23 protein-coding genes are annotated in these 21,085 nt (G+C 67.2%); 6 read left to right on the forward strand and 17 right to left on the reverse strand.

Going from position 1 to position 21,085, the window contains the following annotated elements; genetic code table 11:
* Positions 1–32: 32 nt before the first annotated feature.
* Both HPT29_RS00565 and HPT29_RS00570 read right to left on the reverse strand, forming a co-directional pair.
* On the reverse strand, positions 33–815 hold the full coding sequence (locus tag HPT29_RS00565; RefSeq protein ID WP_173947054.1) for an ABC transporter ATP-binding protein: 783 nt from the start codon (positions 813–815) through the stop codon (positions 33–35).
* A complete protein-coding gene (locus tag HPT29_RS00570; RefSeq protein WP_173947053.1) occupies positions 812–1,816 on the reverse strand; it encodes a FecCD family ABC transporter permease in 1,005 nt (334 codons plus the stop codon). Before HPT29_RS00570 ends, HPT29_RS00565 begins: the two co-directional genes overlap by 4 nt.
* Before the next feature lie 398 nt (positions 1,817–2,214).
* On the opposite strand from HPT29_RS00570, the gene HPT29_RS00575 reads away from it, so the two are divergent.
* From HPT29_RS00575 to HPT29_RS00585, 3 genes are all read left to right on the forward strand, one after another.
* Positions 2,215–3,369, forward strand: a complete 1,155-nt coding sequence (locus tag HPT29_RS00575) for an aminotransferase (protein WP_173947052.1) — start codon at positions 2,215–2,217, stop codon at positions 3,367–3,369.
* Positions 3,370–3,464: 95 nt separating this feature from the next.
* Positions 3,465–4,550, forward strand: a complete 1,086-nt coding sequence (locus HPT29_RS00580) for a polyamine ABC transporter substrate-binding protein (RefSeq protein WP_173947051.1) — start codon at positions 3,465–3,467, stop codon at positions 4,548–4,550.
* 87 nt (positions 4,551–4,637) lie between these two features.
* Positions 4,638–5,360, forward strand: a complete 723-nt coding sequence (locus HPT29_RS00585; protein ID WP_173947050.1) for an SIMPL domain-containing protein — start codon at positions 4,638–4,640, stop codon at positions 5,358–5,360.
* A gap of 19 nt (positions 5,361–5,379) precedes the next feature.
* Here HPT29_RS00585 and HPT29_RS00590 read toward each other — a convergent pair whose 3' ends face one another.
* The 9 genes from HPT29_RS00590 to HPT29_RS00630 all read right to left on the reverse strand — a co-directional run bounded on the left by HPT29_RS00590 (position 5,380) and on the right by HPT29_RS00630 (position 13,984).
* Positions 5,380–7,368 carry a methyl-accepting chemotaxis protein gene (locus tag HPT29_RS00590; protein ID WP_173947049.1) on the reverse strand — a complete coding sequence of 663 codons (1,989 nt, stop codon included), beginning with the start codon at positions 7,366–7,368 and terminating at the stop codon, positions 5,380–5,382.
* Between the two features lie 91 nt (positions 7,369–7,459).
* Positions 7,460–7,918 (reverse strand): PTS IIA-like nitrogen regulatory protein PtsN, encoded by a 459-nt coding sequence (gene ptsN / locus HPT29_RS00595; protein ID WP_173947048.1) that lies wholly within the window; start codon positions 7,916–7,918, stop codon positions 7,460–7,462.
* Positions 7,919–8,003: 85 nt separating this feature from the next.
* Positions 8,004–8,579: a ribosome hibernation-promoting factor, HPF/YfiA family gene (hpf, locus tag HPT29_RS00600; protein WP_173947047.1), complete on the reverse strand. Its 576-nt coding sequence runs from the start codon at positions 8,577–8,579 to the stop codon at positions 8,004–8,006.
* 117 nt (positions 8,580–8,696) lie between these two features.
* Positions 8,697–10,121, reverse strand: coding sequence for an RNA polymerase factor sigma-54 (gene rpoN, locus HPT29_RS00605; RefSeq protein WP_173947046.1), 1,425 nt, complete (start codon positions 10,119–10,121; stop codon positions 8,697–8,699).
* Positions 10,122–10,353: 232 nt separating this feature from the next.
* Positions 10,354–11,148: an LPS export ABC transporter ATP-binding protein gene (gene lptB, locus HPT29_RS00610; RefSeq protein ID WP_247654147.1), complete on the reverse strand. Its 795-nt coding sequence runs from the start codon at positions 11,146–11,148 to the stop codon at positions 10,354–10,356.
* A 103-nt stretch (positions 11,149–11,251) separates the two neighbouring features.
* The gene (locus HPT29_RS00615) at positions 11,252–11,890 is read right to left on the reverse strand and encodes an LptA/OstA family protein (protein WP_173947045.1); all 639 of its coding nucleotides are present in this window, start codon (positions 11,888–11,890) and stop codon (positions 11,252–11,254) included.
* Complete coding sequence (lptC, locus tag HPT29_RS00620; protein ID WP_259060803.1) at positions 11,887–12,627, reverse strand: LPS export ABC transporter periplasmic protein LptC; 741 nt, start codon at positions 12,625–12,627, stop codon at positions 11,887–11,889. The genes HPT29_RS00615 and lptC overlap by 4 nt, the downstream gene beginning before the upstream one ends.
* 119 nt (positions 12,628–12,746) lie before the next feature.
* Positions 12,747–13,361, reverse strand: a complete 615-nt coding sequence (locus tag HPT29_RS00625) for a ribonuclease D (RefSeq protein ID WP_173947043.1) — start codon at positions 13,359–13,361, stop codon at positions 12,747–12,749.
* A 242-nt stretch (positions 13,362–13,603) separates the two neighbouring features.
* Complete coding sequence (locus tag HPT29_RS00630; protein WP_173947042.1) at positions 13,604–13,984, reverse strand: response regulator; 381 nt, start codon at positions 13,982–13,984, stop codon at positions 13,604–13,606.
* Between the two features lie 389 nt (positions 13,985–14,373).
* Between HPT29_RS00630 and HPT29_RS00635 the strand changes: the two genes are divergently transcribed.
* Complete coding sequence (locus HPT29_RS00635) at positions 14,374–14,925, forward strand: sigma-70 family RNA polymerase sigma factor (RefSeq protein ID WP_173947041.1); 552 nt, start codon at positions 14,374–14,376, stop codon at positions 14,923–14,925.
* A gap of 68 nt (positions 14,926–14,993) precedes the next feature.
* Here the strand turns inward: HPT29_RS00635 and HPT29_RS00640 are convergent, their stop codons facing one another.
* A complete protein-coding gene (locus tag HPT29_RS00640; RefSeq protein ID WP_173947040.1) occupies positions 14,994–15,509 on the reverse strand; it encodes an Hsp20/alpha crystallin family protein in 516 nt (171 codons plus the stop codon).
* 75 nt (positions 15,510–15,584) lie between these two features.
* Positions 15,585–16,067, reverse strand: coding sequence for an Hsp20 family protein (locus HPT29_RS00645; protein WP_173947039.1), 483 nt, complete (start codon positions 16,065–16,067; stop codon positions 15,585–15,587).
* A gap of 234 nt (positions 16,068–16,301) precedes the next feature.
* Here HPT29_RS00645 and HPT29_RS00650 point away from each other — a divergent pair, with 234 nt between their 5' ends.
* Complete coding sequence (locus HPT29_RS00650; protein ID WP_173947038.1) at positions 16,302–16,466, forward strand: hypothetical protein; 165 nt, start codon at positions 16,302–16,304, stop codon at positions 16,464–16,466.
* Between the two features lie 14 nt (positions 16,467–16,480).
* On the opposite strand, the gene HPT29_RS00655 is transcribed toward HPT29_RS00650, so the two are convergent.
* The 4 genes from HPT29_RS00655 to HPT29_RS00670 all read right to left on the reverse strand — a co-directional run bounded on the left by HPT29_RS00655 (position 16,481) and on the right by HPT29_RS00670 (position 19,905).
* The gene (locus tag HPT29_RS00655) at positions 16,481–17,428 is read right to left on the reverse strand and encodes an IS110 family RNA-guided transposase (protein WP_173944981.1); all 948 of its coding nucleotides are present in this window, start codon (positions 17,426–17,428) and stop codon (positions 16,481–16,483) included.
* A gap of 358 nt (positions 17,429–17,786) precedes the next feature.
* Positions 17,787–18,701 (reverse strand): YihY/virulence factor BrkB family protein, encoded by a 915-nt coding sequence (locus HPT29_RS00660; RefSeq protein WP_173945261.1) that lies wholly within the window; start codon positions 18,699–18,701, stop codon positions 17,787–17,789.
* Between the two features lie 125 nt (positions 18,702–18,826).
* On the reverse strand, positions 18,827–19,582 hold the full coding sequence (locus tag HPT29_RS00665) for a HugZ family pyridoxamine 5'-phosphate oxidase (protein WP_173945262.1): 756 nt from the start codon (positions 19,580–19,582) through the stop codon (positions 18,827–18,829).
* Between the two features lie 29 nt (positions 19,583–19,611).
* Positions 19,612–19,905 (reverse strand): ChuX/HutX family heme-like substrate-binding protein, encoded by a 294-nt coding sequence (locus HPT29_RS00670; RefSeq protein WP_173945263.1) that lies wholly within the window; start codon positions 19,903–19,905, stop codon positions 19,612–19,614.
* 145 nt (positions 19,906–20,050) lie between these two features.
* On the opposite strand from HPT29_RS00670, the gene HPT29_RS00675 reads away from it, so the two are divergent.
* A complete protein-coding gene (locus HPT29_RS00675) occupies positions 20,051–21,058 on the forward strand; it encodes a LacI family DNA-binding transcriptional regulator (protein ID WP_173945264.1) in 1,008 nt (335 codons plus the stop codon).
* Positions 21,059–21,085 lie beyond the last annotated feature (27 nt).

Below are 21,085 nucleotides of genomic sequence, written 5' to 3' on the forward strand. Positions count from 1 at the left end.
AGTCACCGACGGCAGGGGCAAATCGGCCGGCCTCAGGTGTCCGGAAGCGGGCTCTCCGCCACCACCAGGAGACCGCCCGCCTGCGCCAGGACCTGCGCCCGGACGGAGAAGACCGCCGCGAGCCGCTCGCCGGTCAGAACCGCTCCGGGCGGCCCGAAGGCTTCGGTTTTCCCCTGATGGAGCAGCAGGATGTCGTCGGCGAAGCGGGCCGCGAGCGTCAGGTCGTGCATGATGGCGACCACGGTCGCGCCGGCTCGGGCATGCGCTTTCAGGATCTCGAGAACCACGAGCTGGTGGCGCGGATCGAGCGCCGCAATGGGCTCGTCGACCAGCAGAACCGGCGCCTGCGTCGCGAGAGCGCGGGCCAGAAGCGCGCGGGCCCTCTCGCCACCGGACAGGGCCGTGGCGGGCCTGTCCGCGAAGCCCTGCAGGCCTACCGCCCGAAGCGCCGAGGCGACGGCTTCGCGGCCGGCCGGCGACAACCGGTCGGGTTTCTCCCCATGGGGCAGGCGGCCGAGCGCCACGACGCCGGCCACCGGCAGAGGCCAGGCCACGAAACCGCCCTGGGGCAGATAGGCGATCGCGCGGGCCCGGTCGGAGGCGTGCATCCGCCTGAGGGAGACGCCATCGAGCACGACATCGCCCTCGGCCGGTCCGGTCAGCCCGGCAAGGGCCCGCAGCAGGGTCGTCTTGCCGGCCCCGTTGGGCCCGACGATCACCGTGAGGCGTCCCGGCGCCGGGGACAGGTCAATCCGGTCGAGGGCCCGGCGGGCTGCCAGATCAACCGACAGGGAGCGGGCCTCGAGCCGCCTCATGCGGGCGTCTCCACTAGGTCGGCCCTCCGCCGGGCGATGACCCAGAGGAAGAACGGCACACCGAGCAGGGCCGTGAGCACGCCGATCTTCACCTCGGCCGCAGAGGGAACGAGGCGCACGGCGGTGTCGGCGGCGAGCAGCAGGGCTGCGCCTGCGAGGCCCGCCGGAACGAGGGTGCGGGCCGGATCGTAGCCAACGAAGGGACGCACGAGATGGGGCACGACCAGGCCGACGAAGCCGATGGAGCCGGCCACCGCCACCGAGGCGCCCGTGCCGACGGCCGCGCCCGCGACGATGAAGCCGCGCAGGAGCGGCACGCCGATCCCGAGGCTGCGCGCCGTCTCCTCGCCCAGCGCGAGCGCCCGCAGGCCGGGCGCCGCCGAGAGGATCAGGCCCGAGGCCAGAACGATGAAAGGAGCGGCCAGGAGCACGTGGACCATCGACCGGTCCTCGAAGGAGCCCAGGAGCCAGAACACGATCTCCGTCACGGCGAAGGGATTGGGCGAGAGGCTGATGGCGAGCGACGTGCCCGCTCCGGCGAGCGACCCGACGGCGAGCCCCGCCAGGACCAGCACCACGATGGTGGCGCCCCGTCCGGCCACCGCCACGACGAGGCCGACGGACAGGAGGGCGCCTGCGATCGCCGCGAAGGGGAGGGCCCAGGACAGGCTGCCGACGAGCCCGGAATAGATCACCAGCACGGCCCCGAAGGCCGCCGCCTGCGGGGCGCCGAACACCGCCGTGTCGGCGAGCGGGTTGCGCAGCAGCCCCTGCAGGCCCGCTCCCGACAGGCCGAGGATCCAGCCGACCAGCCCGGCCAGGACCGTGCGCGGCAGGCGGATCTCCCGCACCACGATGCTGGCCGGACCCTGGTCCGACACGAGGGCCTTCAGCACCGTAGGCACGGTGATCGGCGCCGGCCCGGTGGCCAGGGAGACGAGGCTCAGCGCCCCGACCAGGACGGTCAGGCCGGGGACGAGGGATGACCGGAAGAGGGACATGGATGGCGTTTCGTTGTTCCCTGCGGATAGAGCACGAAACGCACGCGTGAGGAACAGGCCTCGTGCATGCCTCCTCGGCGGCACAGCGCGGCCTTTAGGTCCTGTCCGGTGCCGCGCCTCTCTTCCCCTCCCCTCCCTTGCAAGGCAATCGGCGTTCCCTCAGCCCGCCCTGGTACCCTCCTCGTCATGGCCGGGCTTGTCCCGGCCATCCCGATCAGGAAGGCGTCGCGCTGAAGAGTGTCGCGATCACCGGCACAAGACCGGTGATGACGGGGAGAGAGCGGCAAGGTCGCTCCCGAACGGTGCAGGTCCTGCGAGAATGCCGGTTCGATTGTCCCCCGCTCCGTGATAGGAAGCACCTCGACGCCACGACGATCCATCCAGACTGAGAGAGCGGCATGAACCGACTGTTCGCCAACCTGCCCACTACCGTGTTCGAAGTCATGTCGAGCCTCGCCCGCGAGACCGGGGCGATCAATCTCGGCCAGGGCTTTCCGGACGATCCCGGCCCCGAGGACGTGCGGCGGGCGGCGGCGGACGCGGTGCTCAACGGCTACAATCAGTATCCCTCGATGATGGGCATCCCCGAGTTGCGCTCGGGCATCGCGGCTCATTACAAGCACTGGCAGGGCCTCGACCTCGATGCCGGCACCGAGGTGATGGTGACCTCCGGGGCCACGGAAGCCCTCGCGGGCGCGATCCTCGGCATCGTGGAGCCGGGCGACGAGGTGGTGCTGTTCGAGCCCATGTACGACGCCTATCTGCCGCTCGTGCGGCTCGCCGGCGGCGTGCCGAAATTCGTCACCCTGCAGCCGCCCCATTTCCGCCTGACGGAAGAGGCGCTGGCGAAGGCCTTCTCGCCCAAGACCAAGGCGGTGGTGTTCAACAACCCCCTCAACCCGACCGCCACCGTGTTCCCGGACGAGGATCTGGCGCTTCTCGCCGAGTTCTGCCGGAAATTCGACGCCATCGCGATCTCGGACGAGGTGTGGGAGCATGTGATCTTCGACGGCCGGAAGCACCGGTCGGTGCTGGGCCTCGAGGGCATGCGCGAGCGCTCGGTGAAGATCGGCTCGGCGGGCAAGATCTTCAGCCTCACGGGCTGGAAGGTGGGCTTCGTCTGCGCGGCCCCGCCCATCATGAAGGTGCTGGCGAAATCCCACCAGTTCCTCGCCTTCACGACGGCCCCGAACCTGCAGGCCGCCGTGGCCTACGGGCTCGCCAAGGACGATGCCTATTTCGACGGCATGCGGAAAAACTTCGCCCGCAGCCGCGACCGCTTCACCGACGGGCTGCGGACCCTCGGCTTCGACGTGATCCCGAGCCAGGGCACCTATTTCGTCAACATCGACATCGCGGCCCTGGGCGAACCCGACGACGTCGCCTTCTGCCGCCGCCTGGTCACGGAGCACGGCGTCGCGGCGATTCCGGTCTCGGCCTTCTATGCGGAGGGCGCGGTGAAGACCGTGGTGCGCTTCTGCTTCGCCAAGAAGGACGCGACCCTCGATGCCGGGCTGGAGCGGCTGGCGAAGGCGATCCGGCGGGCCGCCTGACGCCCGCCGCCACGGCCTCGCCTTGGACATTGTTTCTTGGCCCGGAATTTCCTAGCCTGCCCCGTTGTCACCTGTCTTGAGGAGTGCCGCCCTAAATGTTCCGTCTTCTCGCCTCGGTTGCTCTGACCCTCGGTCTCGTCACCGCCGCCGCCGCTCAGGAGCGTGTGGTCAACGTCTATAACTGGTCCGACTACGTGGACCCGAAGGCGCTCGACGAGTTCACGAAGCAGACCGGCATCAAGGTGGTCTACGACACCTACGACAACAACGAGATCGTCGAGACCAAGCTGCTCGCCGGCAAATCCGGCTACGACATCGTCGTGCCCTCGGGGCCCTTCGTGCAGCGCCTGATCGGCGCCAAGGTGTTTCAGAAGCTCGACAAGGCGAAGCTGCCGAACCTCGCCAATCAATGGCCCGAGGTGACGCAGCGTCTCGCCGTGTTCGATCCGGGCAACCAATATGCCGTCAACTACATGTGGGGCACCACCGGCATCGGCATCAACGTGAAGAAGGTGAAGGAAATACTCGGCGACATGCCGCTCAACACCTGGGACCTGGTGATGAAGCCGGAGATCTCCTCCAGGCTGAAGGCCTGCGGCATCTACATGCTCGACAGCCCCGAGGACCTTTTCCCCGGCGTCATGGCCTATCTCGGGCTCAATCCGGATTCGAAGCGCCTGGAGGATCTGAACAAGGCGGGCGACGCCCTGTTCCGCATCCGCGGCAACATCCAGAAGTTCCATTCCTCCGAATACATCAACGCGCTTGCCAACGGCGACATCTGCGTGGCGGTGGGTTATTCGGGCGACATGATCCAGGCCAAGAACCGCGCCGAGGAAGCCAAGAACGGCGTCGAGGTCGGCTACGTCATCCCGCGCGAGGGCGCGCTGATGTGGTTCGACAGCTTCGTGATCCCGGCGGATTCCAAGAACGTCGCGGAGGCGCACGAGTTCATCAACTTCATGATGAAGCCGGAGATCGCCGCCAGGAACGCGAACTTCGTGTCCTACGCGTCGGGCAATCTCGCGGCCAAGCAGTTCATCGACAAGGCGATCCTCGACAATCCCGGCATCTACCCGGATGACGCGACCATGAAGCGCCTGTTCACCAACACGGCCTATGACGAGCGCTCCCAGCGCACCGTCACGCGGCTCTGGACCCGGGTGAAGACCGGGCGTTAATCCGCCGCTCAGGTTCGCCCGGGCATTGTCCTCGGGCCCCGAAGCCTCGCCTATGGGCGAGGCTTTTTTGATGAAGGACCGTTCCCGATGCGCCTTGCCGTTGCCGCCGCCCTCGCAGCCCTGAGCCTCGCCGCTCCGGCGCTCGCCCAGGCTCCCACCCCGCGCCAGCCCACGATCAGCGTGATGGGAACCGGCGAGGCGGAGCTGAAGCCGGACTTCGCCCGCATCCATGTGACGGTCGCCACGCAGGCCGACACGGTCGCGCAGGCGAGCGCCGCCAACAACACGGCCACGGAGCGGGTGCTCGCCCGCATCCAGAGCCTCGGCGTCAGGCGGGAGGACATCCGGACGGTCAATTTCCAGGTCTTCCAGACGCCGCCGCAGCTCGGACCGGACGGCAAGGAGCTGAAGACCCCGAAATTCTCCGCCAACCACCAGCTGCGGATCACCACCCGCGACCTCGACGGCGTCGGGCGCCTCGCCGGCGAGATCCTGGCGAGCGGCGACATGACCTTCCAGTCGGTCGCCTTCGGGCTCGACAGGCAGGAAGAGGGCGGCGACCGGGCCCGGGAAGCGGCCGTGCGCGATGCCCGCCGTCAGGCGGAGATCTATGCCGGGGCTGCCGGCGTGTCCCTGGGCCGTCTCCTGGAGATCCGGGACGGGTCGGCCCAGCCCTTCGAGCCGCAGCCCGACATGCGCATGTCGATGGCGATGGCCAAGGGGGCCGAATCGGTCCCGATCGTGCCGCCGGCGACGATCCGCTACACGGCGAACGTCCAGCTTGTCTGGGAGATGGCCGGGAAGCCCTGAGACGCCCCGGCCCGTCGGATCAAGCTGCCCTGACGCTCTGAAGGAACTGGCCGATCTCGGCCCCGAGGCGCTGGGCTTGGCTCTCCAGGGCGATGGAGAGATCCGCCACATTGCGGGCGGCATCGAGGGACTGGGTGGCGACCCCTTGCGTCGTCTCGATGGCGGAGGTGCCGGACTGCGCCTCCGTCGAGACCTGGGCCACGGAGCGGGCGATCTCGGACACGGCCGCCGTCTGCTGGCTGACCGTCCCGGCCACCGTGGACACGACTCCGGCCAGATCCTCCACGGACGCCTGCACGGTGCCGAGCGCCACCAGGGTCTCGCGCGAGGCCGCCTGGACGGCCTCGATCTGCCGGGCGATCTCCTCCGTGGCCTTGGCGGTCTGGCCCGCCAGATCCTTCACCTCGGAGGCGACGACCGCGAAGCCCTTGCCGGCCTCGCCGGCCCGGGCCGCCTCGATGGTGGCGTTGAGCGCCAGCAGGTTGGTCTGAGCCGCGATCGAGCGGATGAGATTCGCCACCTCGCCGATCTGGGAGGTGGCCGTCGAGAGCGTCGACATGCTGCCGGAGGCGCCGCGCGCCTCGGCCACTGCCCGTTCGGACGCTTGGGCGGAGGCCTGGGTCTGGGCCGCGACCTCAGCGAGGGATGCGTCGAGCTCCTCGGCGGCGCTCGCCACGGCCGACATGTTGTGCGCCGTGCGGGTGGACGCGGCTCCCGCGATCTGGGCCTGCTGGGTGACGTGGTGGGCCGATCCTTCGAGCTGCCCGGACGCCTTAGCGAGATCGCCCGTGACGTCCCGGACCTCCGCGAGGATCTGCTCGACCGAGGCGTCGAAGGCCATGATCGCGTTGGAGATCGCGTGGGCCCGCTGGGCATCGACGGCCGCCATGCCCTCCCGCTCGTGCGTCAGGCGCTCGCGTTCGCGGGCATTGTCGCGGAAGACCAGGACCGTGCGGGCCATCGCGCCGATCTCATCGGTATTGCCGGTGAACGGGACCTCGCTCGCCGCGTCGCCGTCCGCGAGCCGCCGCATGGCCTGCTGGAGGCGGGTCAGGGGCAGCGAAATCGACCGTCCGACGAGGACGTTGAGCACGAGGCCGAACAGCAGCGTGGCGCCCATGGTCCAGAGGATCAGCGTGAAGGTGCGATGCTGCGAGGCGGTGAGTTGCTCGTCGGTCTCGTGCGCCTCGGCGCGCACCTTGGCGAGCAGCTGGTCGAGGACCGGGACGAGCAGGTCGAACTGCCCCATCAGCTTCTCGCCCTGGCCGGAGACCTGCTGCTCCAGTTCGCTCCAGGCGTGGAAGGCCTCCTGGAACGAGACGCTCGCGGAGTCGATCGCCGCCTTGTCCTTGGGATCGCCGGAGAACTGGGCCAGCGCCCGGGTGAAGCGTCCCTGCTCGACCTCGAAGGCACCGAGAATGCTCTCCTCGAGCAGGATGCGGGCACGAGCCTCCTGGTTGAACATGCCGAGCATGGCCGCCCAGAGGCGCCAGGCGATGGTCTCGCCGCTGCCGGTCAGGGGCCGCACGAGCTTTTCGAGATTGGTCTCCGCCTTCAGGAGGCGTCCCTGCGCGCCCTCGTCCGGCTTGCTACCGACAGAGGCGTAAAGCTTGCCGAGCGCATTCCCCTGGCTGATCAGGGCCGTTGCATGCTGCTTCAGGGCCGCGACCTCGGGCGTGATCAGGCCGGCCCCGGTGGCGGCGCCCATCTCGTCGAGCTGGGCCGCCAGGGCCTTGTGCTGATCGATGAAGGCCTGGCCGTGATGGGCGAGGCGGCTTGCCGTCCATTCGCCGGCGGTCACCTTCAGGGCGTCGGCCCGGCTCCGGACCTGGTTGGCCTTCTCGGCCAGGGCGGAATAGGTCTGCTGCACTGACAGCGCCTGTTCGACCTCATGGCGGCCGGTCTGAAACACGGCGCCGATCACCGCGAAGCCGAGCACCATGACGCCGCTCAACGCGGCGACCCGCACCCGCACCGACGGCCGCCCCACACGAGCAAGAGACGACATTCCCCCGAATCCCCCTTTTAGGACTTTGCGGCAAGATTGGGGCGGACGGGTTAAGGAGTGATTGACGCTAGGTTAGAAGCCCCGAAGCCGCTCAGGCGGCTTTCGGCAGTTCGGTCATGATGGCATAGAGCGCCGTGGCGTCCCGCGTGGCCCGGACCCGTTCGATCAGCCCGGGCTCGCGCAGCACCCGAGCCACCCGGGCCAGGGCTTTCAGATGGTCGGCGCCGGCTCCTTCGGGGGCGAGCAGAAGGAAGAGCACGTCGACCGGCTGAGCGTCGAGAGCCTCGAAATCGACCGGCCTGTCGAGCCTTGCGATGAGGCCGAAGATCCGGGTCAGGTTCGGCAGCTTGCCGTGAGGAATGGCGATGCCCTCGCCGATCCCGGTCGAGCCGAGGCGCTCGCGCTGCAGGAGAGCCTCGTAGATGGCGCTGTCGGGGAGACCCGTGAGCCGGGCCGCCTGGGAGGCCAGTTCCTGAAGGGCCTGTTTCTTGCCGCTGACGCGCAGGGCGGGCAGAACGGCCCGGGGGTCTAAGAAATCCAGCAAAGGCATCGATCACGCTGCATTTTGATGTGAAGCCTGGAAGGCCTCTCACCGTTCCACGCAAGAACCGGGCCAAGAAGAGGTAGCTCCCCCGTCAAGGCTGTGCGAGCGGCGGGTCGACCCAACCGATCGCTCCGTCGCCGCGGCGGTATACGACGTTCACGCGGCCGGTGCTAGCGTGGATGAACACAAGGGCTGGAGCTCCGGTGAGATCGAGCTGCATCACAGCGTCGCTGACGGAGAGCCTGTGGAGGGGCTTGGTGGTCTCGGCGATCACCATCGGATGGTAGGCCTCGTCCTCGCTCGCCTCGTCGCTGGGGGCCTCGAGGACGGAATAGGCCATCTCGAGGCCGCCTGCGCGCCCGTTCCCGGCGCCGGAACGATCCTTCAGCCGCTGCTTGTAGCGGCGCAGGCGGTTCTCGATCCGGCCCGCCGTCTGGTCGAAGCTGGCATAGGCGTCCTGAGCCGCCCCGGAGGCTTCCAGGGTCATGCCCGAAGTCAGGTGAAGCACGCAATCGGTGCGATAGCCTGTGCCGTCGCGGGTGACGGTCACGTGACCCGAATAGCCGCCGTCGAAATATTTCGACAGGGCGCCGGCCATCCGATCCCGCACCTGGGATCGAAGGGCTTCGCCGATATCGAGATTCTTCCCCGACACCCTCAACGTCATCGTGATCTCCTCCTCATGCGCCGTCGCTTCGTGGCGATCCTTCGGGGTGGCGCTTGAGGTCGATGATGATCCGAATGGAGGCCAATGCAAGCCATGAAATGGGCGGGGCCTGCCGGGTCAGGGTTTCATCCTGCCCGTGCGGCGGCGGTCCGCGGAGGAAGGAATGCGCAGGGACTCCCGGTATTTCGCGACCGTGCGCCGGGCGACCCGGATCCCGTCCGCCTTCAATTTCTGGGCAATTGCCTCATCCGAGAGCACAGCGGCGGGGCTCTCGGCCTCGATCAGCTGCCTGATTCGGTGGCGGACCGCCTTGGCCGAATGCTCGCCCTCCCCGGTGGCGGCGCTGAAGAAGAACTTCATCGGGTGCGTGCCGCGCTCGGTGCCGATCGCCTTGTTCGCCGCAACCCTGGAGACGGTGGATTCGTGCATCCTGATCGCCTCCGCGACGCTCCTGAGGGTCATGGGGCGCAGGGCCGCGACCCCCTCACGGAAGAAACCCTCCTGCTGGCGGGCGATCTCGGCGGCAACCTTGAGGATCGTCTTGGCGCGCTGGTCCAGGCTGCGGGTCAGCCAGCTTGCGGCTTGAAGGCAATCGGACAGAAAACTCTTGTCCTCATCCTTGCGCACCACCTTGGCGACCTCCGCATAATAGGTTCGGTTGAGCAGGATTCGGGGAAGGGTGTCCGGGTTGAGTTCGACCTGCAGGCCACCGTCCGGGGCAGCCCGCACCAGGACGTCCGGCACGAGCACAGCCATGAGAGCAGGCGCGAAGGCAAGGCCAGGCTTGGGCTCGAGGCGGCGGATCTCGGCCAGCATTTCGGCGAGATCCTCCTCGTCGACTCCGCAGACCTTCCTCAAGGCGGCAAAGTCCTGGCGGGCGACGAGAGGGAGATGAGCGAGCAGGGTCTCCATGGCCGGATCGAGCCGATCGCGCTCCCGCAGCTGGATACTCAGGCATTCGGCCAGATTGCGTGCGCCGACCCCGGGCGGATCGAACCCCTGGATCAGCCTCAGGGCCGCCTCGGCGTCAGCGGGCGCGACCCGGAGGCGTGCCGCAAGATCAGCGAGATCCTCGGTGACGTAGCCGGCCTCGTCGAGGTTGTGGATCAGGTGCCGGCCGATCAGGCGCAGCGTCGGGTCGGCGGTCGCCCAATCGAGCTGCGCCTCCAGATGCTCGCTCAGGCTCGTCGCTCGGGCGAGCATGTCCTCCATCTCGGGCCTGAGTTCGCTGTGGCCCGTGCTGGCCGCGTGCCCGGACGAGGCCGGCAGGGCCTCCCGCCGCGGCGGAAGCGGCCCGGGGATCATCCTCGGACCGGCTGCCTCCGCCTTCTGCTTGGCATGCAGGAAATCCGCAAGGCTCGGCAGGGATGCCCCGGCCGGGGTTTCGCCCTCCTGCAGGAGCGGATTGCGCTCGAGCTCCGCCTCCACATAGGCGGCGAGCTCCGCATGGGAGAGCTGCAGCAGCTTGATCGATTGAACCAGCTGGGGCGTCATCGTCAGGGACTGGCCCTGGCGCAGCTCCAGCCGCTGCATCGCCGTCATGAACGCACCCGAAGCCGTATGGGCATGCTTCTTGCATGCCTCGACGGTTCTACTCCGGTCCATCCCTTAAGGTCAAAAGATCAATCGTCCGAGGCTCGAAGAGACGATCCATAACCGTCACCACGTCATGGCCGGGCCTGTCCCGGCCGTCCCGATAGGGTGGGGCTCTGCGTCTCAGACGATCGGGATCACCGGCACAGGGCCGGTAATGACCGAAGAGGGTTTTGACGGGCTAGAGACGGAAGTCCTCGCCCAGATAGAGGCGGCGCACCTCCTCGTTCGACACGATGGCGTCCGGCGTGCCCTCGGTCAGGACGCGGCCGGAATGGATGATGTAGGCCCGGTCGATGAGGCCGAGGGTTTCGCGCACGTTGTGGTCGGTGATGAGCACGCCGATGCCGCGCCGGGTGAGATGGCGCACCAGGTTCTGGATGTCGCCCACCGCAATGGGGTCGATGCCGGCGAAAGGCTCGTCGAGGAGCATGAAGGTCGGCTCGCCGGCCAGCGCCCGGGCGATCTCGCAGCGCCGCCGCTCGCCGCCCGAGAGCGCGATGGAGGGCGACTTGCGCAGGCGCGTGATGTTGAACTCGTCGAGCAGAGCATCGAGCTTGCGCTCGCGCTCCTTGCGGCTCGGCTCGACGATCTCCAGCACGGCGCGGATATTGTCCTCCACGTTGAGGCCGCGGAAGATCGACGCCTCCTGCGGGAGATAGCCGATGCCGAGGCGGGCCCGGCGGTACATGGGCAGGCCCGTCACGTCGTGGCCGTCCAGGCTGATGACGCCGCGGTCGGCGCTCACCAGCCCGGTGATCATGTAGAAGATGGTGGTCTTGCCGGCCCCGTTGGGACCGAGCAGGCCCACGGCCTCGCCGGCGCGCACGTTCAGGCCCGCATCCTGCACCACGGTCCGGCCGCGATAGCTCTTCTGCAGGCCCTTGACCGCCAGGATCCCGGGGCCGCCGAACACGGCGTCGCTGTCGGCGCGGTGGAAGACATGCGGGCTCGTCCCGGCCGAATGGGGTTCCAGGAGGCTCACGTCGGAGGGACCGGTTTGAGATCGGTTGGAAAGCGGTTTCACTGGCTCAATCGTCGATCGTGAAAAGGGAAAAAGCGGGAGTTGAACTCCCGCTCTAGTTCGTGGCCGGCCGCTGCTGGGGCTTCGGCTTGGGTGCGGGAGAGGCTCCGCCGCCGGCACCGGTCGGAGCCGGTCCGCCCTGGCCGGGCACGAACAGCGCCCTCACGCGGCCGCCGGGCGTCGTTTCGATGTTCGCCACGCCGGTATTGATGTCGTAGAGCACCCGCTCGCCCTTGGTGACGTTGGGTCCGTCGCTCAGGGTCGCGTTGCCGGTCAGCATGATCTTGTTGGAGCCCCGGTCGAAGGTGGCGTTCTCGCCGGTCGCCACCTGGGTGCGCGACACGATGGTGACCGGGCCCTTGCAGTCGATCTTCTTGATCGCGCTGTCGTCCGCCGTCTGCGTGGACGGAGCCGCCTGCCCGCCGTTCTGGTCCCGCTGCTCGTAGAATACGGTCATGATCGTGCACTTCATGGTGCTCTCGCCCTGAACCGCCACCACGTCCCCGGTGAAGACCGCGCGGCCCTCCTTGTCGAAGACGTCGAGCTTGTTGGCGTCGATCTTGATCGGCTCCTTGCTGGAGCCGAAATTGCCGAAGCCGACGGCCCGCTCCTTGCTGGCCTGGGCAAAGGCCACGTCAAGGGGAGCCGGAAAGAGGAGCCCGAGAGCCAGGGCGGCGCGTGTGAAACTCATCATGGACGGATACTTGTCTGTTGGGGTGCAGGCGCCGCGGAGCCTGTGCCGGCGGCTTCCGGGGAGGATGGAGTGGAGCCAGTGGAGGGCTGAATGACGGTGCGGACGCGGCCCTTGAAGCTCATGACCTTGCCGTTGTCCGAAACATCGAGGCCTTCGGCCTCGATGGTGCCGCTGCCGAAGGCCACGGTGACCGGATCGTTGGACACCACCGCGCCGGCCTTGAACCGCACGAACGCCGTCCGGAGCTTGACCTCGTGACCGCCATCCGTGGTGACCACGATGTTGTCGCGCAGCCTCATCTGCTCCTTCTTGGTGTCGAGGACGCCGGAATCGGCCTGAAGCCTTGCGACACTGCCGCGCTCGTCGGTCACGATGCGGGCTTTGAGGTCCTTGAGCTGGACGAGATCGGGCTTGCGTACATCCTGGGTGGCGGCGCTGGCCGTCACCTCGTAGGGGCGGTTGTCGTTCTTGAAGCCGTTCAGCTTCGGGCTCTCCATGGTGACGTGGGTGCCGCTCACCCCGATGGAGCCGAAGCTCAGGTTCTCGATCTGCCGGAACGGGTTGTAATAGGCCACGACGCCGACACCCGCCATGCCCAGCAGGGAGCCGAGCGGAATGGCGATCTTGGCGAAGCGGACCCAGTGGGAATGGCGACGGGCCTTGGTGAAGGCGCGCGATCGCACGGCCGGCCTCGAGGCCGGGCCGTCCCGCATGGAGGAGCCCTGAATTCCCGCCACTGTCGTCAACCCCTTCCGTCCTGATCCCTGGCGCGTGGCCATCGGCACGGCGCCATGCCGGAGCGGCATGGCGATGTTATGACGGATATGGGGTTTATGCGGGAAAGTTTAAGCGCGCGTCAAGAATGGGCGAAAATATCCGTCTCCGGCCAGCCGAGCAGGTCGAGCTGGGCCCGGGTCGGCAGGAAGCTGAAGCACTGGTGGGCGATGCCGAGCCTGTTCTCGCGCTCCAGCAGACGATCGAGCTTGTCCTTGAGGGCATGCAGATGCAGAACGTCGGACGCCGCGTAGTCGAGCTGGGCCGGGGTGAGGGTCTCGGCGCCCCAATCGGAGGATTGCTGCTGCTTCGACAGCTCGACCCCGAGCTGCTCGCGCGCCAGCTCCTTGAGGCCGTGGCGGTCGGTGTAGGTGCGCACGAGCCGCGAGGCGACCTTGGTGCAGTAGATCGGCCGCGGCATGACGCCGAAGGCATGGAAGATCACCGCCAGGTCGAAGCGGGCGTAATGGAAGATCTTCAGCACGCTCTCGTCGGACAGGACGCGGATCAGGTTCTCCGGCAAAGGTCCGTCCTTGAGGATCTGCACCACGTCGGCCGTGCCGTCGCCGGTGGAGATCTGCACCACGCAGAGCCGGTCGCGATGCGGATTGAGACCGAGCGTCTCGGTGTCGATGGCGATGGCCGGACCGGGCTTGTAGCCGGCCGGCAGGTCGCCGCGATGGAAGCGTACTGTCATGGAACATCCGTATTGCGCAGACCATCCGTCTAACCCGTCTCGACGATGGCTTCAACGGATGTCCGGCGGGCGGAGCCTCGAACCCCTGTCCGTCGCGCTTCGGAAACAGGTCCTAGCGCATCGTGCGGACCCAGAGGGCCGCGTCAGCGAAAAGTGGATCCGGTTTTCCGCATGAACGATGCGCTCGTCAAAGAGGTGGGAGCATCGGACCCAAAAGTGGGCCCACTTTTGGGTCCGATGCTCTAGGACACGATGATCTCGTTGTCGCCGGGGCCGATCAGCTGACCCAGCACGCCTATAAGGGTTTCCCGGCTGACGGGCTTTTCGAGCCAGGGCACGTTCCGCAGCTCCGGCGGGCAGTCGGCTTTCGCCGGCAGGCCGGAATAGACCGTGAAGGGCACGCCCCGGTTCCTCAGGGCACGGGCGATCTCAAGCGAGGTGCCGTCCTTGATCATGATGTCCAGGATGGCGATGTCCGGCGCGTCGCTCTCGAGCCATTTCAGGGCGTCGACATTGCTCATGAACACCCCGGCGACCGCGAAGCCGGCATCCTCGAGAAAGGCCTCGAGCGACATACCGATCAACGCCTGGTCTTCGACAATCATGCAGCGCGTCTGAGTCATGGCGTCCATTGTCCGTTTCGGGCCGGGGAGCAGGCTCCGTCGATCGCATGGGCAGAGGAGCCGGGCGACGAATGATCGGCAGCGCATCCCTCTTGCGCCTTGTCTACGATGGCCCGGAGTCCGCTTCATTGATGCATGTGAATCTTGGCTGCAGAACCGGCTTTCCAAGGACAAGCTTATACCAAAGAGCCGCCATGAGCCGCCGGTGCTGCGGCGCGCACACTTTCGTGAAGACCGACAGGACGGGAATATTCTCCCTTGCCCGTTGGCCCGTGCTAAAGCCAAGCTTGAAGGCAGACATCACAAAGAGCGGCAGGCTTCGCATAGGTTAATGCGGCAGCCCGCCGGGGAGGGTCTTCTTACAGGTCCGAATTTGAGGAGTTGGAAGAGTGTCGGTCGAAAACTCCCTGAAGCAGCAGATGCTCAATGCCACTCCCCATCTGCGGGCCTTCGCAATATCCCTGTCCGGCAGCGTCGACAGGGCCGATGATCTGGTCCAGAGCACGCTTCTCAAGGGCCTGAGCAATCTCGACAAGTTCCAGCCCGGCACCAGCATGCAGGCTTGGCTCTTCACGATCCTGCGCAACGATTTTCTCACTCAGACCCGTCGGAACAAGCGCGAGGTGGAGGATCCGGAGGGATCCTGGGCCGAGAAGGTCGCCGTGATGCCCGAGCAGGGCGCGCGGCTCGATTTCACCGACATGCTGAAAGCCTTGGGCAAGCTCCCGGTCGACCAGCGCGAGGCGCTTCTGCTCGTCGGCGCGGAGGGTTTGTCCTACGAGGAGGCGGCGCGGATCTGCGGCACCAACATCGGAACCATCAAGAGCCGGATCAACCGCGCCCGCAACCGCCTCGTGGAGATGCTGAAATTCGACGCCGAGGACGATCTCGGCCCCGACGATCTCGTGAAGGCGGCGCTGTTCATGCATGCGTCGCTCTGACCCGAGCGACGGATCGGTATGACGGAACCAGGGAGCGCCCGGCCCGTCCGGGCGCTCCCAATCCGTGATCAATGCTTGGTTTCGTCGCCCGCGCGGTTGATCGCGATGCGTTTCACCTCCGGGCGAGTCTCGGCCGCCTTGGGCAGAGTGACGGTGAGAACGCCGTTCCTGAAGCTGGCGTCGATCTTGTCCTCCTCGACCTCCCAGGCCAGCGGGATGCGGCGCTCGAAGCGGCCGTAGTGCCGCTCGCTGAACGCGCGCTCCTTGTCGTCGATCGCGGATTTCTTCTCGCCCCGGATGGTGAGGACGCCGTCGCCCATCAGGACCTCCACATCCTTGTCCTCAAGGCCCGGAAGCTCCGCCGAGATGCGGACATCCTTGTCGTTGTCGACGACTTCCACATGTGGCCAGGTCGCCATCCGGTTCATGCTGCCGAGCGGCGCCATGTCGAAGCCGCGGAAAACGTCGTCGAAGAGCCGGTTCATCTCGCGATGCAGGGTCATGAAGGGATCGGCCTCGTCGCGATAGCGGCTCGGGGTCGTCTGCTGGTTGCGACCCCAGGGAATGAGATCGCGCATGTTCATGGTGTCATCCTCCTTTCGCTCAGATGGTGCGGCAGCGCCAGTGCTGAACCGGCGCTGCCTGTGGCACGGCCCCTGTCAGGCGGCCTTGCCGTGCTCGATCTGCTGCGGCGGCCGGCCAGCCGGTGCCGCGTCGGCGCCGGCATTGATCTCGATCCGGCGCGGTTTGAGCGCTTCGGGCACTTCGCGCTTCAGATCGACCGTGAGCAGGCCGTTCTCGAGGTGCGCATCCGTGACCTTCACATGGTCGGCGAGGTTGAAGGTCTGCTTGAAGGCGCGGGTCGCGATGCCGCGATGCAGATATTGCCGACCTTCTTCGGAGCCCTTCTTCTGACCGGCCACCAGGAGCTGGCTCTCCTTCTGGGTGAGTTCGATCTCGTCCGGAGCGAAGCCCGCGATGGCCATCGTGATCACATACTGGTCCTCGCCCACCTTCTCGATGTTGTAGGGCGGCCAGTTGGTCATGGGCTCGATCTGGGACGATTGATCGAGCATGTCGAACAGGCGGTCGAAGCCGACCGTCGAACGGTACAGGGGAGAGAAGTCGAAGGCTGTTCTCATCACCATATCCTCCATTGAGCAACATGGACGTGAGAGCGCCGGACACCCGCCGGCGCCCGTAATGCCAAGCCTCTGAAAGGCCTCGGCAATATTGATGGTAGGAACGCTTTTTTCTGATTTCAAGAGGGCTCCGAACGCCCGAGCGGCATCGCTCGCATCGTCTCCTGAAACCCGCTGGCCATCGGGGCCGTATCCCCTTAGCATCGGGTCGCTTCGACCAAGGACAGACCGACCATGCTCCGCATTCTCTCCCTTACCGTCCTGACAGCCTTCGCCACCCCGTCCCCGGCGGCGGATATCTCCCGCGACGAGACGACCATCGCCCAGCAGCAGCAGGCTCCTCAGCAGACCCCGAAGCGGGACTGCGAGCGAAAGCGGGATGAAGGCGTGAGCTCCTAGAGTATCCGTATTGATCAAGCGGGTTTTGGGGACCAGTTTCGCTGATCTCGCAAGAGCGCATTGGCCAGGATGATGAGCTTGCGCATGATGGCCGTCAGGGCGACCTTGGCCGGCTTGCCCGCCGCGAGCAGGGCCTGGTACTTGGCCTTCAGATCCGGATTGAAGCGGGCCGCCACCAGCGCTGGCATGTACAGCGCCTGACGCAGATGGGCGCGGCCGCCCCGGATCGTGCGGCGACCGCGCGAGGTTCCGCTGTCGCGCGCCACCGGAGCCAAGCCGGCGAGGCTGGCCACCTGGCTCTGATCGAGGCTGCCGAGTTCAGGCATCTCGACGAGCAGGCTCACGGCCGTGGCTTGAGCAATGCCGGGAATGCTCATGAGGATGGCCAGACGCGGGGCGAGATCCGCATCCGCCTGACACAGGCTGAGAAGTTGGGCGTCGACCGCAGCCAAGTGGCGGACTATCTGGCGCAGCCGCTGGTCGAGCTGACGTCGCAACAAGGGAGAGCGGACCACCTTCTGCCGGTTGAGAGCGGCCGTGCGGTCCTTGATCAGCGCCTGCCGCGCCACCACCAGCTCCTTCATGGCATCCAGAGTGGGACTGAGCACGGGCCGGGTGGGAGGCTCGAGCAGGGCTCCAAAACGCGCCAGCAGGGCCGCATCGAGCCGATCGGTTTTGGCGAGCTGTCCCAGGGCTTCCGCGAAGCGGCGGGCGTGGCGGGGATTGATCTTCGCCAGCGGCAGGCCGGCACTGGCAAGACTGCGCTCCAGCCCGCGGTGATAGGCGCCGGTCGGCTCGAAGACCACGCGCTGAATGGCGTACGCGGCCAGCCAAGCGATGAGGGCGCGATGGCCTTTGGCGTCGTTGGGGAAGTGGCGCGTGGCCCCGTCGGGGCAGAGACAGACATCGAGCTGATCTTTGGCAATGTCGATGCCGGCGGTCTGTGGTATAGGATGATCCATCTTTTCCGCGTCCTTGGCTTGTCATGCGGGCCATCACGCCCGGGTATCCGTTCAGGCCACGAGGAAAAGAGAGGGGCGGTCTGACTCTAGCTCGACCCGCTCCGGTCTGCGTCGGAACGACCCGTCCCCTCCCACCGCCAGCGAGCTCGCGACCCGCTGGCGGTGTCCTCATCTTGCTCGATCAGGACGCGAAAATCATAAGACAAGCATCGGACGGACCCAGAGAGCCGCGTCAGCGGAAAGTGGATCCGGTTTTCGCTGACGCGGCCCTTCGGGTCCGTTCTGACCGATGCTCTCATTCAAGACGAAAGCATCGGGTGGATCCCAAAAGCGCAAGTCCACTTTCGGGTCCGAGGCTTTAGAGCGGCGCGACGGACAGCGGCTCTCCGTCCTGGGATGCGGACACCGGTTTGCGCGCCCCCTCACCGCATGTCCTCCGGCGGCGCAGCGCCGCGTTGAGCTCGGCCCCGAAGATGAAGATTGCCGCCGAGATCTGGAGGAAGATCAGCGCGGTCAGGATGCCCGCCAGACCCGCATAAGTGGCTTTCAGATGGGTCATGGTGGCGAGAAACTCGCCGTACAGGCTCGCTCCGACGAGCCACAGGACCAGGGTGGCCGCAATGCCCGGCACCACGTCCCGCGACTGCGGCCGGGTGTCGGGCAGCCAGAGATGGGTCGCGGCGAGGCCCGCCACCAGGATGAACGACGCCAGGCCGTAGCGCACCAGGTCGTAGGTCGGGCCGAGCCCTCTGAGATCCGGCATGTAGGACAAGGCCCACCGCCAGATCGACGGCCACAGGACGACCAGGACCGAAGAGGCGACGAGCGCGCCCGCGCCGATCAGGATGAAGCCGATCCCGATGAGGCGCGCCTGCCACCACGGCCGGAACCGCTCGACCCCGTAGGCCCGGCACAGGGCGACCCGCAGGCTCTCGACCCCGTTGGTGGCGACGAGCAGGGTCAGGACGATGCTGATTGTCAGGACGTTCCGGCGCGGGATCAGAACCTTGTCGGCCTCCCGGGCCAGGGGTCCGGCGACCCCTTCGGGCCAGAAGTCGAAAAGCAGATGAACGATGTGGGTCGAGATCCTCCCGGCCCCGAGGAAGGCTGCCAGCGCGGCGACGCAAATCAGGAACGGAAACAGCGCTATGACCAGGGAGAGCGCCACATGGCTCGCCATGGCGAGGCCGTCGTTGCGCGCGAAGCGCGACCCCGCATCGGCCGTGGCGGCGAAGATGGATCGAGCGCGGGACGGAAGGGGGATCGGTCGCATCGTCGGCCTGGGCATCGTGGATCGGTGGACCGTGCGGGCGATGATGCGTGGTCCCGTTCCTTGATGCGGGCCCGGGCAGGGCATGGCAAGCCCCACGGTGTCTCACCGGTCCGGGCCGAGGCGGCCTAGGCGATGCGGCTGCGGGCCTCGTTCGCGAGGCGGATGAGCATGGGGCGGACCTCGTGCGGGCCCGTCAGGGGCCTTGGGAAGGACAGGCGCAGGATCTCGTCGCCCAGGGCCAGCTGGAGGCCCTCCGGGTCGATCCCGATCAGGTGCCAGGCCCCCTCGCGGGCGCCGCAGAGCTGCGTGGCGTAGAGCGCGACCGCATCGCCGTGCTCCCCGTTCATGTGCGCGACCGCCTCGGCTTCGAAGTCGTAGAAATCGAAGAACTCGGCCATGTCGGTGAGGAGATCCTCGGCCGTCATGCGGTAGGCCCGGCCGAAGCCGCCATTGAGGCTGCCGGACGCCACCTTGAGGCGCCAGAAGCTGAAATCCGGGAAGTCGACGTAGAGTTCGGCCTTCGGATGCTGCAGCAGATAGCGGCGGCGGATGCTTTTCGCCTCGTCCGTCTCCCGGTCGAGCCGCTCGGCCGTCGCCTGCAGGGTCAGGCGCGGATGTGCCAGCGGGTCACCCTTGCCGATGGAGGACAGGAGCAGGGAGCAGCGCGGATCGGCCTCCATCAGCCTCGTATGCAGCGAGAGCTGCGAGGTGAGAATGACGGGCGCGCCGTCCAGATCCGTTCCCACCTGGGCGAGGCTGGCGAACGGCATGCCGGTGTCGGGATCGTTGGTGGCGAGCGCGCCGGAGCGGGCGGTCCGCATGAGCTTCTTGGCGAGGGTGCGGGCCTCGTCGTCGACAGGCAGAATCGGATCCTTCGCCATCCCGCATCCTCCAGTTCTCGCTATCCCGGTCATACCCTAGCGCATCGGAACCAAAAGTGAACACCACGTCCGATCCCGATGCTCGGCGTCGTCTCCGGTTGAGGGGGTCCGACGCCCTGGCGATGTCGCTCGCGAAGCCCTGTGAATCGGGCGGATTGGTCTCCCTTCAGGCTGCGATCCTCGTTACGTCCGACGAAGACCTTGAACATCGCGCCGCCGTCCTCATTGACGAACTGCACCGAGCAGGAGCCCTTGCCGAAGAACGGCCGGTCGACGAAAGCGGCGATTCCGCCTGAGATGCCCGCCGATCGGGCTGTCGCCATGGATGTTGAAGCAGCCCCGTCCGGAGTTTCGGACGGGACGCTGCCCTTACGTTCCGAACATTATACCAAGGGCTGAGACCGGGATTATTGACTTCCCAAAACGTTTTGGAGATCTAGTTAGAGGCATCAGGAGATTGTGAACCCCGTGTCCAATCTGAAGCTTCTCGCGCAATCGCTCGGCCTGTCGATCACGACGGTGTCGCGAGCCCTCGACGGTTATGCCGACGTGGCGCCGGCGACGCGCGAGCGCGTCCAGGCGGCCGCGCGAGCGATGAACTACCGGCCGAATCCGGCCGCCCGCAGCCTGCGGCGCCGCAAGGCCGAGGCAGTGGCCGTGACCCTGCCGACGGAGCCGGGCCGGTTCGGACCTCCGATCTTCCTCAACATGCTGGCGGCCTGCGGGCAGCGGCTCGCCGAGGAGGGGCTCGACCTGATGCTGCTGCCGACCGCCGGCCGCGCCGGTGAGATGGACACCTACCGGCGGCTTCTCGACGGACGCCGCGCCGACGCGGTGATCGTGGTGCGTACGCGGCTCGAGGACGAGCGCGTGGCCTTTCTGAAGGAACGCGGCATCCCGTTCGTGACCCATGGCCGCACGGCCCGCCCCGACGAGCATGCCTTCATCGACGGCGACGGCGAGGCCGGCTTCCGGGACGCAGCCCGCGCGCTCGCCGCCCTGGGTCATCGCCGGATCGCCCATCTCGCGGCCCCGCAGGATCTGACCTTCGCCCATCTGCGCCGCCAGGGTTGGCTCGCGGTCCTCGCCGATATCGGCTCAGCGGACCGGCTCGAATACACCGCCCAGCCGACAGAGGCCGGCGGCTACGAGGCCGCGCAATGGCTGCTCCAGCAGAGCGCGCCGCCCACCGCGCTTCTGTGCGCTACCGACAGCATGGCGATCGGCGCCCTGAGCGCTCTCAAGGAGCGCGGGCTCGCGGCCGGGCGCGAGATCGCCGTGATCGGGCACGACAATCTGCCGTCGGCGGCATTCACCGATCCGCCGCTCTCGAGCATGGAGATCGCCGCGCCCGACGTGGGCCGGCAGCTGGCCGAGATGCTGCTTGCAAGGCTCGGCGGCCGCGAGGCCCGCGAGTTGCAGACCATTCTGCCGGTTCGGCAGGTTCCGAGGGCCACCCACGGACCGGCGAACTGAGTTTGATGCCCTCGATCTTCCGGACCC

The organism is Microvirga terrae (assembly GCF_013307435.2).
Classification (GTDB): Bacteria; Pseudomonadota; Alphaproteobacteria; order Rhizobiales; family Beijerinckiaceae; genus Microvirga; species Microvirga terrae.